The 15,413-nt window shown below is 67.8% G+C and carries 19 protein-coding genes; 9 read left to right on the top strand and 10 right to left on the bottom strand.

What is annotated here, in order from left to right:
• Positions 1-71: 71 nt before the first annotated feature.
• From ACI6GS_RS13045 to ACI6GS_RS13025, 5 genes are all read right to left on the bottom strand, one after another.
• The gene (locus ACI6GS_RS13045) at positions 72-1,328 is read right to left on the bottom strand and encodes a hypothetical protein (RefSeq protein ID WP_439813883.1); all 1,257 of its coding nucleotides are present in this window, start codon (positions 1,326-1,328) and stop codon (positions 72-74) included.
• Between the two features lie 2 nt (positions 1,329-1,330).
• Entirely contained in the window at positions 1,331-1,582 is a 252-nt protein-coding gene (locus tag ACI6GS_RS13040; RefSeq protein ID WP_439813882.1) for a hypothetical protein, read from the bottom strand.
• A gap of 39 nt (positions 1,583-1,621) precedes the next feature.
• Positions 1,622-2,287: a tetratricopeptide repeat protein gene (locus tag ACI6GS_RS13035; protein ID WP_439813881.1), complete on the bottom strand. Its 666-nt coding sequence runs from the start codon at positions 2,285-2,287 to the stop codon at positions 1,622-1,624.
• 87 nt (positions 2,288-2,374) lie between these two features.
• Complete coding sequence (locus ACI6GS_RS13030) at positions 2,375-3,289, bottom strand: ketopantoate reductase family protein (RefSeq protein ID WP_439813880.1); 915 nt, start codon at positions 3,287-3,289, stop codon at positions 2,375-2,377.
• An 11-nt stretch (positions 3,290-3,300) separates the two neighbouring features.
• The gene (locus tag ACI6GS_RS13025) at positions 3,301-4,503 is read right to left on the bottom strand and encodes a pyridoxal phosphate-dependent aminotransferase (RefSeq protein WP_439813879.1); all 1,203 of its coding nucleotides are present in this window, start codon (positions 4,501-4,503) and stop codon (positions 3,301-3,303) included.
• A 413-nt stretch (positions 4,504-4,916) separates the two neighbouring features.
• On the opposite strand from ACI6GS_RS13025, the gene ACI6GS_RS13020 reads away from it, so the two are divergent.
• The 7 genes from ACI6GS_RS13020 to ACI6GS_RS12990 are packed head-to-tail and all read left to right on the top strand — an operon-like array spanning position 4,917 to position 10,428.
• The gene (locus ACI6GS_RS13020) at positions 4,917-5,687 is read left to right on the top strand and encodes a class II aldolase/adducin family protein (RefSeq protein WP_439813878.1); all 771 of its coding nucleotides are present in this window, start codon (positions 4,917-4,919) and stop codon (positions 5,685-5,687) included.
• Positions 5,680-6,441 (top strand): maleate cis-trans isomerase family protein, encoded by a 762-nt coding sequence (locus ACI6GS_RS13015; RefSeq protein ID WP_439813877.1) that lies wholly within the window; start codon positions 5,680-5,682, stop codon positions 6,439-6,441. The genes ACI6GS_RS13020 and ACI6GS_RS13015 overlap by 8 nt, the downstream gene beginning before the upstream one ends.
• On the top strand, positions 6,428-7,291 hold the full coding sequence (locus tag ACI6GS_RS13010; RefSeq protein WP_439813876.1) for a TauD/TfdA dioxygenase family protein: 864 nt from the start codon (positions 6,428-6,430) through the stop codon (positions 7,289-7,291). The genes ACI6GS_RS13015 and ACI6GS_RS13010 overlap by 14 nt, the downstream gene beginning before the upstream one ends.
• 34 nt (positions 7,292-7,325) lie before the next feature.
• Complete coding sequence (locus ACI6GS_RS13005; protein WP_439813875.1) at positions 7,326-8,153, top strand: transporter substrate-binding domain-containing protein; 828 nt, start codon at positions 7,326-7,328, stop codon at positions 8,151-8,153.
• A gap of 21 nt (positions 8,154-8,174) precedes the next feature.
• Positions 8,175-8,897, top strand: a complete 723-nt coding sequence (locus ACI6GS_RS13000) for an ABC transporter permease (RefSeq protein WP_439813874.1) — start codon at positions 8,175-8,177, stop codon at positions 8,895-8,897.
• Complete coding sequence (locus ACI6GS_RS12995; RefSeq protein ID WP_439813873.1) at positions 8,897-9,679, top strand: ABC transporter permease; 783 nt, start codon at positions 8,897-8,899, stop codon at positions 9,677-9,679. Before ACI6GS_RS13000 ends, ACI6GS_RS12995 begins: the two co-directional genes overlap by 1 nt.
• Positions 9,676-10,428 (top strand): amino acid ABC transporter ATP-binding protein, encoded by a 753-nt coding sequence (locus ACI6GS_RS12990; protein WP_439813872.1) that lies wholly within the window; start codon positions 9,676-9,678, stop codon positions 10,426-10,428. The genes ACI6GS_RS12995 and ACI6GS_RS12990 overlap by 4 nt, the downstream gene beginning before the upstream one ends.
• A 146-nt stretch (positions 10,429-10,574) precedes the next feature.
• On the opposite strand, the gene era is transcribed toward ACI6GS_RS12990, so the two are convergent.
• The 5 genes from era to ACI6GS_RS12965 all read right to left on the bottom strand — a co-directional run bounded on the left by era (position 10,575) and on the right by ACI6GS_RS12965 (position 14,258).
• Positions 10,575-11,480 (bottom strand): GTPase Era, encoded by a 906-nt coding sequence (gene era / locus ACI6GS_RS12985; protein WP_439813871.1) that lies wholly within the window; start codon positions 11,478-11,480, stop codon positions 10,575-10,577.
• Positions 11,477-12,202: a ribonuclease III gene (gene rnc / locus ACI6GS_RS12980; RefSeq protein WP_439813870.1), complete on the bottom strand. Its 726-nt coding sequence runs from the start codon at positions 12,200-12,202 to the stop codon at positions 11,477-11,479. Before rnc ends, era begins: the two co-directional genes overlap by 4 nt.
• Positions 12,202-12,900 carry a signal peptidase I gene (gene lepB, locus ACI6GS_RS12975; RefSeq protein ID WP_439813869.1) on the bottom strand — a complete coding sequence of 233 codons (699 nt, stop codon included), beginning with the start codon at positions 12,898-12,900 and terminating at the stop codon, positions 12,202-12,204. Before lepB ends, rnc begins: the two co-directional genes overlap by 1 nt.
• Before the next feature lie 171 nt (positions 12,901-13,071).
• Complete coding sequence (acpS, locus tag ACI6GS_RS12970; protein ID WP_439813868.1) at positions 13,072-13,476, bottom strand: holo-ACP synthase; 405 nt, start codon at positions 13,474-13,476, stop codon at positions 13,072-13,074.
• Positions 13,477-13,490: 14 nt separating this feature from the next.
• Positions 13,491-14,258 (bottom strand): pyridoxine 5'-phosphate synthase, encoded by a 768-nt coding sequence (locus ACI6GS_RS12965; RefSeq protein ID WP_439813867.1) that lies wholly within the window; start codon positions 14,256-14,258, stop codon positions 13,491-13,493.
• 166 nt (positions 14,259-14,424) lie between these two features.
• Between ACI6GS_RS12965 and ACI6GS_RS12960 the strand changes: the two genes are divergently transcribed.
• Complete coding sequence (locus tag ACI6GS_RS12960; protein ID WP_439813866.1) at positions 14,425-14,658, top strand: hypothetical protein; 234 nt, start codon at positions 14,425-14,427, stop codon at positions 14,656-14,658.
• Between the two features lie 116 nt (positions 14,659-14,774).
• A complete protein-coding gene (locus ACI6GS_RS12955) occupies positions 14,775-15,401 on the top strand; it encodes a flavin reductase family protein (RefSeq protein ID WP_439813865.1) in 627 nt (208 codons plus the stop codon).
• Positions 15,402-15,413: the final 12 nt, after the last annotated feature.

Here is a 15,413-nt window from a genome sequence, read left to right as displayed (position 1 = left end):
CCGTGCTGGGAATGGGCGGCACCGGCGCAGGCGCGGCAATCAGGCCGCCCGCGGCGGCTGCGCCGGATGGGTCAGGGACACGAACGCACCTCGGCCCCGTCCGTTCCCCGCAGATCGACGCGCTCCACCAGGCCGAACTGGCGCAGCAGCACGCGCCCGCGTGGATTGGCCTGGCACAGCCAATCGGCCAACGCCGCCAGCGTCAGCGGCCCCTCGCCCCGCACCGCCGCGTCACGCACCTTGAACCAGGTCGCGATATCGTCGTCGCGCTGGAACCCGGTCGGGCGCACCGGTACCTGAGGCGGAAGACTGTCGATCTCCGCCGCCAGGCCATAGAGCAGCCAGACCCCGACCAGTTCCGTATCCGGTGTGGGCTCCAGGACCCAATGGGCATCGCGCCAGGTCAGCAGGACCAGCAGCCTGCGCCCCGGCCCTGGCGTCACGGGGATCGGCCGCCGGGCCAGGCGCTCGTTCTCGGCCACCCTTGCCTGCAGGTCGTCGAACTGAGTTCCTGCGGCCTGGGACGCCAGTTGGGCCCGGGTGGCGAAGTGTGGATCCCGGATCGAGCCGTCGACGGCGACCAGGTCGATCTCATAGGGCGGCGGCGGCAAGGCCAGGGGATCGAGGACCGGACGGCCGGCGACCTTGGCCCGGATCGCGGCCTTGCGCTCGTCCAGATACCCCGACGCCGCCGCCTGCAGCAGGAAGAAGTTGGAACGGTATTGCCCGTCTTCGCTGCGATCCTGTCGCGGCGCCCCGGTCAAGTCCGCTGCGGGCACACCCGGCACGGTCAGCGACTCGACATGACTGCCCCGGGCATAGGCACTGGGGGCTGCGCCCAGGCGATCCTGCGCAAAGCGGCGGATCTCGCCCACGTCCCGCGCCCACAGCTTGCGCTCGACCGGCACGTGGTAGAGGGGCACATGGGCGGGCAGGTCGGCCACCCGCGTTACCGGATCGGCGGCCTCGATCACCACGGCTTTCAATTCCGGCGGGGCCTCGTGAAACTGCCAGGTCCGGATGCCGGAGGTCGAGACCAGCAGGACGAAATCCTGGGCGGTCGGGTTGAACTGGACCTGGATCCAGTCGCCGATCGTCGCGCCATAGGTCGCGCTGGATGTGGCGACCTGGACGGCCAGGCCCTGGGCCCAGGGTGCCTTGCCCGGCTGCAGCATCGGGGCCTCGCCCACCACCCGAACCGGAACGCCGACAAAGGCCCGGATAAGACGCCGCTTGGCCCAGTCGGGGCCGTTGCCGGCCACCAGCACCGCCAGGAAGGCGAGCGCCGCCGCCAGCAGCGCCACCAGCAGCAGCGTCGTGCGCCGCATTCTCAGAACCCTTCCGCCACCGGATCATACCGGTCGTCCGGACCATCGCCGCTGCTGTTCAGGATCATCAGCCGTGCCAGGTCCGCCAGTTGCTGCGGACTGCGCTGCATGTCCGGGTGCTCGACCAGGAAGTCGCGCAGGCGGTACAGCTGCTGCTCACTGGCGGCCGCGGCCCGTTCCAGAAGATCCCGCGCGCGCGGCAGGTCAGCCGGGCCATAGGCGCCATCCCCCAGCAGAGCGCCCAGCCTGCCCATGGCGGCAGCGTCACCCTGGGCAGCGGCCTTTTCCAACAGCTACAGGCCGGAACGCGGATTCCATTGCGTTGCATGGCCGTTGAGCCGGGACTGCGCCAGAAAGAATTGGGCAGCCGGCTCGCCCTGCTCCGCCGTCTCGATCAGCAGCAGGATGCCCTGGCGCGGCTGGAACGTCTCCGGGTGCAGCGAATCCAGCATCAGGCGCGCAAGCGGTAGCCAGGCCTTCAGGTTGGTGGGTCGCGCGATCTGGTAGTAGTGGATGGCGGACGTGCGGTCGGTTGGCCCGCCCCTTCCCCGTTCCAGATTGCGCGCCAGGGAATAGGCAGCACAGGCATTGCCCCGGTCCGCCGCAGCCCGGAAATGGCTGTTGGCCAGGGCCACGTCGCGCGGCACACCCAGGCCGCGGCTGTGGATCCAGCCCAGACCGAAGTCCCCTTCGTCATGGCCCGCATCCGCGGCCGCCTGGAACAACGCCCGTGCCCTTGCCGGGTCATGCGGCACCGGACCGATCGTGTTCAGGTGACGCCATGCCGCCTGGACCTGCCCCTCGGCATCGCCGGATGCCGCAACGGCCAGCGGATCGGCCAGGAAATCCCGGCTGGCGCCACACAGGTCGGGCCTCGGCTTGCCTGGCGTCGTGAAATAGAACGCAGCGCCGGCCCCCGCACCTGCAGCCAGGACAATCAGAACGGGCAGCAGCCGCATCAGGAATCCGGACCAGAACAGTCCAGACCCCTTATACTCTGTATGCGCGCGTCGGAACCAGTCGCGGGAATGCGCAGCCGGGGGGCGTCAGGCTCCGCCGGCGAAGGGGCGCAGGGCCGCCAGGATTGCCCGCTGGACCGGCACGGGCACACCATGCTTGTCGGCTTCGCGCACCAGCGCACCGTTCAGCAGGTCGACCTCAAGCCTCCGGCCCGCCTCCAGGTCCTCCAGCATGGAGGACTTGGCGCCACCCGGCATCGCCTTGAGGCGGGCCAGCGTGCCGTCGCGATAGTCGGCGGGCAGGCGCGCCCCGACCGCCGCGGCTGTGGCCAGGGCCTCGTCAAAGGCGGCAACCATGGTCGCCCAGGCCGCGCCATCCTGCTGGATCCAGCCGGCATCGCGCCGGGTCAGGGCCAGCGTCCCGCTGAACGCGGTCAGCAGGCAGAACTTGCGCCACAAGACGTCCAGGTGGCGCGTGTCGAAGCGGCCGTCGAAACCGGACGCCGCGCAGATCGCGGAAATGGCGCGGCCACGGTCACTGTCGCCGTCCTGGTACTCGGCATATTCGATGGCCTGCACCGGCGCCCGGGCCACGATGTGGCCCGGCCCGCCCAGCACCGTGTTGACATAGGCAACACCCGCCAGCACCCGCTCCGGGCCCAGCGCCTGAGCCACCAGGACCGGCGCGTCGATCCCGTTCTGCAGGGTCATGACGGCGGTGTCCGGCCCAATCAGCGGTGCCAGTGTCGTCGTCACCTGCTGCAGGTCGTACAGCTTGATACCCAGCAGGATCAGGTCGACCGGTCCCACCTGGGCCGGGTCGTCAGTCGCGATCCCCGGCCGCCCGACCAAGTCGAGCGCGCCAGTCACCCGCAGCCCGTCGGCGCGGATCGCCTCCAGCTGGGGCCCGCGCGCGATGACGGCGACATCCTGCCCCGCTGCGGCCAGGCGGGCCCCGAAGAACCCGCCGACCGCCCCCGCGCCATAGACCGCGATCCGCACCCTTCCGGTCCTCAGGTCAGAGCGGCACAGGCCCGCTGGATGCGGGCGCAGGCATCCTCAAGCGCCTTGGTCGAGGTCGCGTAGGAGATGCGGAAATAGGGCGCCAGGCCAAAAGCCGAACCCGCCACCACGGCGACCCCCTCGCTCTCCAGCAGGTAGTCGCAGAAATCCATGTCCGTCTCGATCACCTTGCCGTCGGGCGTCGTCTTGCCCAGCGTGCCCGCGCAGGACGGAAAGACATAGAAGGCCCCTTCCGGCCGGGCGCAGGTCAGGCCCTTGGCCTGGTTCAGCATCGACACGACGAGGTCGCGGCGCTCCTTGAAGATCGCCGCCCGCTCCGGAATGAAGTCCTGCGGGCCTTCCAGCGCCGCAACGGCGGCGGCCTGGCTGATCGAGCAGGGGTTGGAGGTCGACTGCGACTGGACCTTGGCCATGCCCTTGATCAGGTCCTTTGGCCCGCCGGCATAGCCGATGCGCCAACCCGTCATCGAATAGGCCTTGGACACGCCGTTGACCGTCAGCGTCCGGTCGTAAAGCCTGGGCTCGACCTGGGCCGGGGTTGCGAACCTGAACCCGTCATAGAGGATGTGCTCGTACATGTCGTCGGTCATCACCCAGACATGGGGATGGCGCAGCAGCACGTCGGTCAGGGCCTTGAGCTCGTCCCAGGTATAGGCCGCCCCTGTGGGGTTCGACGGCGAATTCAGGATCAGCCACTTGGTCTTGGGCGTGATCGCCGCCTCAAGCTCCGCCGCCTGCAGCTTGAAGCCATTGGCTTCGGTGGTGGGCACGGCGACGGGCGTGCCGCCGCCCAGCAGGACGATGTCGGGATAGCTCACCCAATAGGGGGCCGGGATGATGACCTCGTCACCCGGGTCCAGCGTAGCGATCAGGGCGTTGTAGAGGACCTGCTTGCCCCCGGACGAGACGCTGATCTGGTCCGGCGTATAGGTCAGGCCGTTCTCACGCTTGAACTTGGCGCAGATCGCCTTCTTCAGCGCAGGTGTGCCGTCCACTGCTGTGTACTTGGTCTCGCCCTTCAGGATGGCGTCGATACCGGCCTGCTTGATGTGCTCCGGCGTGTCCATGTCGGGCTCGCCGGCACCCAGGCCGATCACGTCGCGCCCGGCGGCCTTGAGCTCCGCCGCCTTGGTGGTGGCGGCGATGGTGGGCGAGGGCTTGATACGGGCGAGGGAGCGGGACAGCAAGGCCATTTTGGCAACCGGGAATGGTGAAGACGGGGTCATCGCACTGCAGCGCCCGCGCGGGGTCAAGGCAGGGCGCGCCGACCTTAAGCCATGCCCGGCAAAGCGCCAGTGCCAAGAAGAGGCCCGACGCGGGCAGCGGCCATGTGCGGCACGCGGGTGTCGCGGCCCGTTTCATGGGACGGCATGCGCCATTGCAGGTCTCGAAACCCGACGCCCCCGGTCCGTTCCCGATCATTCAAATGACGCTTTTGGGGCAGTCAAGAAGTGCCGATCCGATACAGCAAGAAGCGGCTGAAATGCAGGGATTTCCGCCAGCTTCTTTAGTCGGACACAGGATGTTGCGACTGCGAAGGCGCTGTTGACCGCAGCAGACCGGCTTTTCACTATTCGGCCATGTCGAACGCCCAGCCGGCCCGGTGATGGACCGGACACACGAAACCATGATGGCCACTGGCCAGGACACGGTCTGTCGCGATCTTGCAGTCGCACACATCGTGGGGGCCAGACTGGGCATGACCGACCTGATCTATACCCACTTCTCGGCCCGCGACGCCGCCGACAGCGACGTCTTCCACATTTCCCCGTATGGCCGCCTGTTCAGCGAAGTCGCGGCCGACAGCCTCTCAGCCGTGCGCATGACGCCAACGGGATTGGAGGTCGTGGGCAGCCTGAACCCCGCGGGCGCGGTGATCCACGAAGCGATCTATGCCGCGCGGCCGGACGTCGGTGCCATCTGCCACACGCACACGACGGCGGGCGTGGGCGTCTCGGCCATGGCCGAGGGGCTATTGATGCTGAGCCAGTTCGCGCTCCGCTTCCACGGCCGCATCGGCTACCACGGTTATGAGGGGGCAACCCTGGTCCCGGACGAGCGCGCCCGGCTGCAGCGCAGCCTGGCCGGCTTCGACGTCCTGATCCTGCGCAATCACGGCCTGCTGACCGTGGGCCGCACGATCCGCGAGGCGTTCTCGCGCATGTATTTCCTGGACCGCGCCTGCCGCGTGCAGCTGGCGACCCTGGCCGCCGGTCGGCCGGTCACCCTGCCCCCGCCCGAGGTCTGCGCCCTGACGCAGGAGCAGTATGCGGGCCTGCACGAGGAAGACATGGAGGAGCGCCTGGACCTGGAATGGCGGGCCTTGTGCCGCGCTGCCGACGACCCGTCCATTGCGTGGGGCCTTGTTCATGCGTGACTACATCGGCTGGCGCGCCCGCCTCGGCCTCGTCTACATGGCCTCCAGCATCGTGATGGAGCCTGAGTTCTATGCGATGGCGCCAGAGGGCGTGTCGATTCACACCGCGCGCATCCACCTGCCCAAGGTCTCGGCCGAGGGTCTGAAGACCATGATGGACGATGGCCCTCTTGAGGATGCATCGCGCCTGCTGGCCTATGCGCCCCTCTCGGCAGCGGTGTTCGGCGGGACCAGCGCCAGCTTCCTGGAAGGTATCGGCTACGACCATGGCGTGCGGCGGCGCATGTCGGCCTTGATGGGCGGCCTGCCGGTCACGACGACTTCGACCGCCGCCGTGACGGCGCTGCGCTGCTTCGGTGCCCGGCGCATCACCTTTGTCGGCCCCTACATCTCGGAGGTGACGCAGCGCGGCGCCCGGTTCTTCGAACAGAACGGGTTCGAGGTCCTCTCCGCCCATGGCATGGAGATCGACGACGACCACGGCATCGGCTTCGTGCCGCTGGAGCGCGTCTACGACTTCGCCAGGCGGGCAGCGGATGCAAAGGCGGAGGCGCTGTTCATCTCCTGCACCAACCTGCGCACGGTCGGCGCGATCGAGGCGCTGGAGCAGGACCTGAACATCCCCGTGGTGACGGCGATCCAGTCGTCGTTCTGGCACGTGCTGGGCCTGGCCGGCGTGCGGGCACCGGTCGAGGGCTTTGGCAGCCTGTTCGCGCATCCCGTCCCGGCGGTCGACAGCGATGTCATCGCTTAGGCTCACCCCCCTGTCCGATGCCGTCGGGGTCGAGGTGCACGACCTCGACCTCAACGAAGCCTTGGACGAGGCGACCTTTGCCGCCATCGCGCAGGCCTTCCTGGACCACGGCGTGCTCCTGTTCCGCAACCAGGCGCTCAGCCCGGCGGCGCATGTCGCCTTGAGCCGGCGCTTCGGCGACCTGGAGCATCATGTCCAGAAGCGCTACCTGCTGCCCGGCTTCCCCGAGATCCTGGTGATCGGCAATCCGCGGGACGAAGCGGGCACGCTGACCGGCTTCTTCACGCCGGGCGATGGCGACTGGCACACCGACATGTCCTATGTCGCACGGCCAAGCCTGGGCTCGCTGTTCCATGCGGTGCAGGTGCCGCCTGCAGGTGGCGATACCTGGTTCGCCGGCTGCACCGCGGCGTACGAGGCGATGCCGGACGCGCTGCGCTCCCGGATCGACGGCCGGCGGGCACTGCACAACTATCCCTGGTTCGACGCCAGGCAGTGTGCCGCCAACCCGCACCGCGTGCCGCTGAACGACGAGCAGCGGGCCCGGGTGGCGCCGGTCGCGCACCCGCTGGTGCGCACCCATCCGGTGACGGGGCGCCGCGCCGTCTGGCTGGCGGCCGACGTCATCAGCGATGTCGAAGGCCTGGACGCCGCGGCGACCCGCGACCTGTGCGCCGAGGTGCAGGACTTCGTGACCCAGGACCGCTTCGTCTACCGCCATGCCTGGCGCGCCGGCGACCTCGTCGCCTGGGACAACCGCTGCACCATGCATCGCGCCTCCGTCTACGACCACGACACGCATGTCCGCGTCATGCACCGCACCACCGTGTGCGGAGACGTGCCGTTCTGAACCACGACCATTGCAAGCACGAGGGGAGCTTCACATGGCATTCGAGAACCTGATGGGGCCGGGCCGCCGCCTGGCGCTGGGCCTGGGCGTTGCGGCCACGCTGGCGTTCGGGGGAACGCAGGCGATGGCCGAGACGCTGCGCCTGGGCAACGAGGGCACCTATCCGCCCTTCTCCATGGTCGACACCACCGGCACCCTGACCGGCATCGAACCGGACCTGGCGCGCGAGATGTGCAAGCGCATGGCCGTCGAATGCGAATTCGTCGTCATGGACTTCAAGGCGCTGATACCGTCCCTGCTCCAGAACAAGATCGACGTCGTCGCCAGCCAGGTGAAGCCACTGGCCGAGCGCAAGGAGCGGGCCCTGTTCGGCCTGCCCGTGTTCTGGAACCCCGACACGTTCGTGGTGCGCAAGGACAGCACCTACACCTTCACCAACGAGGGCCTGGCGGGAGTCAAGATCGGCCTGCAGCGCGGCTCGTCCCAGGCGAAGTTCATCGAAGTGAACTTTCCCGCGATGGAGAAGATCTACTACGACAATCCCGACCAGATCCGCCTGGACCTGCTGGCCGGCCGTGTCGACGCGACCTTCAGCGCCAAGATCAACTGGACGATCGAGCTGATCGAGAAGCCCGAGGGCAAGGATTACATGCTGGCCGGCGGCGACTTCTGGACGGGCGAGGATTCGGTGCCCGAGAACGAGCGGGGCTCGTCCTGGATCGTCAACAAGGGGCAGGAAGCCCTGCTGGCGCGGATGGACGAGACGCTGAAGGCGATGCTGGCCGACTGCTCCTTCACCAAGATCCGCGAAAAGTACCTGTCGGTCGCCATCGCGCCGCAGGAAGCGGCCTGCGCGAAGTAGCCGGCAGCGGGGCACACCTTCATGGGCCTGCTTGCCTTTGGCGATACCGGCTATGGCGATGAGCTGTGGGGCGGTGCCGTCATCACGATGCAACTGGCCCTGTGGGGCTATGTCCTGGCGCTGAGCCTGGGCCTTGTGGTGGCGATCGTCACCCAGGCCCCGGCGACGCGCCTGTCCGGCCGCGTCATCCAGGGCGTCTGGCGCGTCTATGCCTCGATCTTCATGGGCGTGCCGTCGATCCTGGTCATGTTCCTGTTCTATTTCGGCGGCAGCGCCATGCTGCAGTCGGTCCTGGGGCTGGTGGGCCTGCGCAACACGATCGACATCACGCCCTTCTGGGCGGGTGTCGCCGGCCTGACCCTGGTCTATGGCGCCTATATTGTGGAGCTGCTGCGGGGTGCCATCCGCAACGTGCCGAAGGGGCAGTTCGAGGCCTGTTCCGCGCTGGCCCTGTCGCGGCGCAGCACCTGGCTCCACGTGATCCTGCCCCAGGTGGCGCGCCTTGCCCTGCCTGGCCTCATCAACCTGTGGATCATCGTGCTCAAGGATACGGCGCTGGTCTCGCTCGTCGGGCTCAACGACCTGGTGGCGCAGGCCAAGATGGCGGCCGGCACGACCAAGCTGCCCTTCCTCTTCTTCACAGCGGCAGCCTTGTTCTTTGTCGCCTTCTCCTGGGCGACCCTCAGCCTGTCACGCCAGCTTGAGCTGCGCCTGGCCCGCGGCATTGCGCGCGAGGCCACGTGATGGAGTTCGATCCGAAGCTTGCCTGGGACAGCCTGCCGGCCATGATCGGCGGCCTGGGCGTCACGGTCAGCGTCGTCGTGCTTGTCCTGTTCTTCGGGATGCTGGTCGCGATCCCCATGGCCCTGGCGCGGCTGTCAAAGCGGCGCTGGATCGCCTGGCCGGCGGCTGCCTATGTCATCTTCTTCCGCGGCGCGCCCAGCCTGATCCTGCTGTACTTCGTCTATTTCGGCCTGGGCCAGTTGCCCATCGTGCGCGACGGGCCGTTCTGGTTCCTGTTCTCCTCCGCCTTTGCCTGCGCGGTGATGGGCTTCACGCTCAATCATTCAAGCTATGTGACGGAGGGCTTGCGCGGCGGGCTGCTGGCCGTGCCGCCCGGCCTGATCGAGGCCGCCTCCGCCCTTGGCATCTCGCCCCGCCAGGTGTTCTGGCGCATCCGCCTGCCGCTGGCCTTCCGCTACGGCTTCAAGGCCTACCAGAACGAGGTGCTGCTGTTCACCAAGAGCACCGCCGTCATCAGTGCGATCACCCTGGTCGACCTGACGGCCGTCGCCAACGAGATCTTCTTCGCGACCTATGACCCGTTCACGCCCCTGCTCACGGCGGCGGCCTTCTACTGGCTGCTGGTCAACGTGATGCGCCTGGGCTTCCAGGCGCTGGACCGTCGCCTGAACCGCCACCTGACCATCGCGAGCGCTATGCCGCCAGTGCCAGTTCATGCCCGGCTGCTGGGCCTGGGGCTGCGGCCCGCAGCGGTGACGCCCCAATCCGGAAGCCCGTCATGACACTCCAGGGCGAACGCCCCATCGCCGTCCAGGTCAGCCGCCTGTCCAAACGCTTCGGTACCTTCCAGGCGCTCAACGGCATCGACCTGACCGTGCGCAAGGGGGAGAAGATCGTCGTCTGCGGCCCTTCGGGCTCCGGCAAATCAACGCTCATCCGCTGCATCAACGGCCTGGAGCCGCACGATGCCGGCCGCATCGTCGTCAACGGGATCGAGGTGAACGGGAAGGCTCAGAACATCCTCGACGTCCGGCGCGAAGTCGGCATGGTGTTCCAGCAGTTCAACCTCTTTCCTCATCTCACCATCCTGCAGAACTGCATGCTGGCGCCGCGCCTGACCCTTGAACTGGGCAAGGCCCAGGCCGAGGCGCTGGCCCGCAGGTTCCTGGAGCGCGTGCACATCGGCGCCCAGGCCGACAAGTATCCCAGCCAGCTCTCAGGCGGGCAGCAGCAGCGCGTGGCCATCGCCCGTGCGCTGTGCATGGAACCGCGCATCATGCTGTTCGACGAGCCGACCTCCTCGCTCGACCCGGAGATGATCGGCGAAGTGCTTCAGGTGATGGAGGACCTGGCGGCGGACGGCATGACAATGATCTGCGTGACGCACGAGATGGGGTTCGCGCGCAAGGTTGCCGACCGCTGCATCTTCATGGACCAGGGTGAAATCGTCGAAACGGGTCCGGCGGCGGCGTTCTTTGAGAACCCCGCCAGCGACCGCCTCCGCACCTTCCTCGCGCAGGTCCTGCACTGAAGGGGCGGTGTTGCTCTGTGATGCTTCGAGACGCGTCCCTGCGGGCCGTGCCTCAGCATGACGTTGTCAGGAAAAGAGCAAAAATCCCAACGGCGTCATGCTGAGGAGGCGCAACGCGCCGTCTCGAAGCATCACAGAGCGAACCCTCAAGGCGAGTAGTCCAGGCCCATTTCGCGGTAGCGCTCCGGGTCCTCGGACCAGTTCTCGCGGACCTTCACGAACAGGGCCAGGTGCACCTTGCGTCCCAGCAGTTCGCCGATGTCGCGCCGCGCTTCGGAGCCGATGTGCTTGATCGAGTGGCCGCCCTTGCCCAGGACGATCGCCTTCTGGCTGTCACGCTCGACATAGATCACCTGGCCGATGCGCACGGAGCCGTCGCGGTGCTCCTCCCAGCTTTCCGTCTCGACATGGATGGCGTAGGGCAGTTCCTGGTGCACCCGGTCGTAGAGCTTCTCGCGCGTGATCTCGGCCGACAGAAGGCGTTCCGGCACGTCGGCCAGCTGGTCCTCGGGATACAGCCACGGGCCCGGCTTCATGCGTCCCGCCAGGTCGCGCTTCAGGTCGTCGACGCCACTCTTCTTAAGGGCGGAGATCATGAAGGTCGCCTTGAACGGCAGCAGGGCGTTGAGCTCGGCCGCCAGGCCCAGCAGCGTCTCCCGCTTCACCAGGTCGACCTTGTTCAGGGCCAGGATGGCGCTGCGCTCCCCGCGCAGGAGGCCGTCGATGATGCGGCGCACGTCGGCGTCGATGCCGCGTTCCGCATCGACGATCAGCACGACCTCGTCCGCGTCCTCGGCCCCGGTCCAGGCTGCGGCCACCATTGCCCGGTCAAGCCGGCGGCGCGGGGCAAAGATGCCGGGCGTGTCGACGAAGACAAGCTGCGACCGGCCTTCGATCCCGATTGCGGTGATGCGCGCGCGCGTCGTCTGCACCTTGCGCGAGACGATGGAAACCTTCGCGCCGACAAGGGCGTTCAGGAGCGTGGACTTGCCTGCATTAGGGGCGCCGACAAGGGCGATGAAGCCACAGGTCGTGTCGGTCTGGTCGGTCATGATCTTCCTTCCGGCGCGGCACCTGGATCGTCCGCGGCGGGGCTCCTGGGGGGATGCGCAAGCTGGGCCAGAAGCTGCTTCGCGGCCTCCACCTCGGCGCTGCGCTTGGACTGGCCCTGGCCTTCGCCGTGGCGATCGTCGCCCACCTCCACCACCACGGTGAAGACGGGGGCGTGGTCGGGGCCGGTGCGGCCCGCCACGCGATAGGCCGGCTGGCCCAGGCCGCGGGCCGCCGCCAGCTCCTGAAGCGCCGTCTTGGGATCCTTGGGGGCGTCGACCATGCCCGAGAGATAGGGCTCCCACAGCCGCAGGATCAGGGCCTCGGCCACCGCGAAACCGCCGTCCAGGTAGGCGGCTGCGATCACCGCCTCCATCGCGTCCGACAGGATCGCCGGCTTGTCCCGACCGCCCTGTTCCGCCTCGGCCCGGGACATCAGGATGTAGCGGCCCAGCTTCAGGTCCCTTGCGATGGCGGCCAGGGCGGCACCCCGCACCAGGGCGTTGTAGCGCAGCGCCATCTCGCCCTCGCTTTCGCCGGGATGGCCGCGGAACACCGCGGCGGCGATGACCAGGCCCAGGACACGGTCGCCCAGGAACTCCAGCCGCTGGTTCGACGGCCGGCCCTCGACGCTGCCATGGGTCAGCGCCGCCTTCAGCAGGTCGGGATTGCGGAACCCATGGCCGATCGCCTCTTCCAGCGTGCGCAGGTGCGGTTCAGGCATCAATGCAGCAGGTTGAAGAACCGCTCCAGCCGAAGAGCGGAGAACCATTTCCACGGTTCGAACCAGCCGGCGCTGCCGTCGGTCGAGAACCAGATGATCTCGGCCCGGCCAACCAGGTTCTCGGCCGGGATGTAGCCAACCTTGCTGCGGCTGTCCTCGGAATTGTCGCGATTGTCGCCCATGCCGAAGAAGTGGCCCGGCGGCACGGTATAGACCTGGGTATTGTCCCATGGCCCGTTCTGGAACATGTCCAGCGTGCGGAAGCTGACGCCATTGGGCAGCGTCTCGACATATTGGGGATAGGCCTGGGTGAAGCCGTCGCCGCGGGCCCGGGTATAATCCTCGATCCGCTCGCGCTTCACCGGCTCGCCATTGATGTGCAGCACCCCGCCGATGACCTGGATGCGGTCCCCGGGCAGCCCGACGATGCGCTTGATGTAGTCGACGTCGGGATTGCTGGGCAGGCGGAACACGGCGATGTCGCCCCGCTCCGGTTCCCCTTCCAGGATGCGCCCGCCGAACAACGGCGGTGAACCCGGGAATGAATAGCGTGAATAGCCGTACGAGAACTTCGACACGAACAGATAGTCACCGACCTGCAGGTTGGGCAGCATCGACTCCGACGGAATGTTGAACGGCTCGAAGGCAAAGGTCCGGATCACCAGCGCGATGACGATCGCCCAGGCAATGGTCCGCACATTCTCCCAGATCGCACTCCGCAGGGACTTGCGCGAAGCACTGTTTTGTTCGCCCGATTTGTACACCAGAACGGCCCTCCGGGCCCGATATGCGGATGGCGGGGATCAAACGGGCTCCCCCCATGCCCTGTCAAGCGACGCCGGGTCCCAGGGGGTGCGCACCCGCCTGGCTCAGGCGGGCTTCGGCACTGCCTGGATGATGACGATCGCCTGCGCGATCGGATATTCGTCCGTGATCGTCAACTCGATCCGCGCCTCGTGCCCTGCCGGCGTCAGCGCCTGAAGCCGGGCTTGCGCCGCGCCGGTCAGCGCCATCGTCGGCTTGCCGCCGGGCAGGTTGACCACGCCCATGTCGCGCCAGAACACCCCTTGCGCCAAGCCGGTGCCCAGCGCCTTGGCACAGGCCTCCTTCGCCGCGAACCGCTTGGCATAGGTCTCGACCCGGTTGCGCCGCCGCTCCGCCTTGGCCTGCTCGACCGGCGTATAGACCCGGTCGATGAAGCGCTGGCCAAAACGCTCGATCGTCTTCTCGATCCGCCGGATGTCGATCAGGTCGTTGCCGATGCCGATGATCATGACCGCAGCGACTGTCAGGCGGTCGCCAGGCCCGCCTGACCGCGCGCCTCGTTCATCAACTGGCGCATGCGGCGGATGGCCCGGTCCAGGCCGGAGAAGATCGCCTCCCCCACCAGGAAATGGCCGATGTTCAGCTCCATGACCTGGGGGATCGCCGCGACCGGTGCCACCGTCTCGAACGACAGGCCGTGGCCGGCATGGCATTCCAGGCCCAGGCGTTCCGCCTCGACCGCGGCGGCGATCAGGCGGTCCAGTTCAACCTGGCGGCCCGCTCCTTGTGCCTCGCAATAGGCGCCGGTGTGCAGTTCGACGATGTCGGCCCCCAGGGCCCGCGCGACCGCCAACTGCACCGTCTCGGGATCGACGAAAAGCGAGACGCGGATCCCGGCCGCCTTCAGACGCTGGATGAATGGCGCCAGCACGCGATGGTGCGCCGCCACGTCCAGTCCGCCCTCGGTCGTCACTTCCTCGCGCTTCTCGGGCACGATGCAGCAGGCGTTCGGCTTGTGCCGCAGGGCGATGGCCAGCATTTCCTCGGTCGCGGCCATTTCCAGGTTCAGCGGCAGGTCGATCTCGGTCGCCAGGCGGCTGATGTCCAGGTCGGAAATGTGGCGCCGGTCCTCGCGCAGGTGCGCGGTGATGCCGTCGGCCCCGGCGTCGCGGGCGGCGCGCGCCGCGCGCAGCGGATCGGGGTGCAGCCCGCCCCGCGCATTCCGGATGGTGGCGACGTGGTCGATGTTGACGCCGAGTCGGAGGGACCCGGCCGCATGCAGGCGGCTCATGCGGGGCAGTCTAGTGCGACCGCCGCAAGCCCGAAAGGGGAGCCCGGCGCGGCCAGCCGGCCTTTGCGCAAATTGCCTTGAATTGTCGGCATTTTTTGCGTGTCCCTTGATCTTCGCGGTGACCCCCATCACTGGTTTCGGAGCGGTCCGGCCTCATTCTATGGTCATGACCACGACCGAACTCCCCGACACGGATGCCGACCTCGACGAGCAGCGTATCGTCGAGGAGGCGCTGGCCGCCCTGCGCGGCAACCCCTATGTCCGGATCGGCGGACAGAACTGGGCCCTGCGCGCGGTGATCCGCGACACGGTGCGCCGCGCCATTCGCCATGGCCAGGCGGCGCCCGGCCTGCCCCTGCTGGAAGGTCCCTCCTGCCCCGTGATGGTGCTGGAGCACTGAGCGGCCGGCGCGGCCCCCTTGTCCTGGCCGCGCATGTTTTGCCTTGAGCCCGCGCATCCCGCAGCCGACCATCGCGGCCGGCAGACAACGCCGAAGCCGAAGACTGCGGGACACCCATGCTGTTCGACGTATCGAAGATCGCCCCCCGGGACGCCTACAAGCTGCTGGTCTCGACCATCACGCCGCGACCGATCGCCTGGGTCGTCAGCCAGGACGAGGCAGGCCTGGTCAATGCCGCACCGTTCTCGTTCTTCAATGCGGTGTCGGACGATCCGCCCCTGCTGGTGATCGGGGTCAACGGTCCCGCCGGCGCCACGAAGCACAAGGACACGGCCCGCAACATCGCCGCGACCAAGGAATACGTGATCTGCCTGGTGTCGGAAGACACGGCCAGCGCGATGAACGTGACCGCGTTCGACTTCGCGCCAGGCGTCAACGAACTCGACAAGGCGCACCTGACGGCCGTCCCCTCGGCCCTAGTCAAGCCGCCGCGCATCGCCGAAAGCCCCGTCGCCTTCGAATGCGTGGAGGTCAATACCTACAAGGCCAGCCCCACCAATTCCGTCATCCTGGGCCGGGTCGTCGCGATCCACATCCGCGACGAGTTCGTGCTCGACGCGGCCAAGTGCTATGTCGACACGCCCGCGCTGAAGCTGATCGGCCGCATGCACGGCACCGGCTGGTACACCCGCACCAGCGACCGCTTCGAAATGCCAAGGCTGACGGAAGCGCCGAAGGAGTAGCGCGCGAGCGCC

It is taken from the genome of Zavarzinia sp. CC-PAN008 (genome assembly GCF_051903925.1).
Lineage (GTDB): Bacteria > Pseudomonadota > Alphaproteobacteria > Zavarziniales > Zavarziniaceae.
Note: the sequence above shows the minus strand (reverse complement) of the source record. Positions and strands in the feature narration are given on the sequence as shown.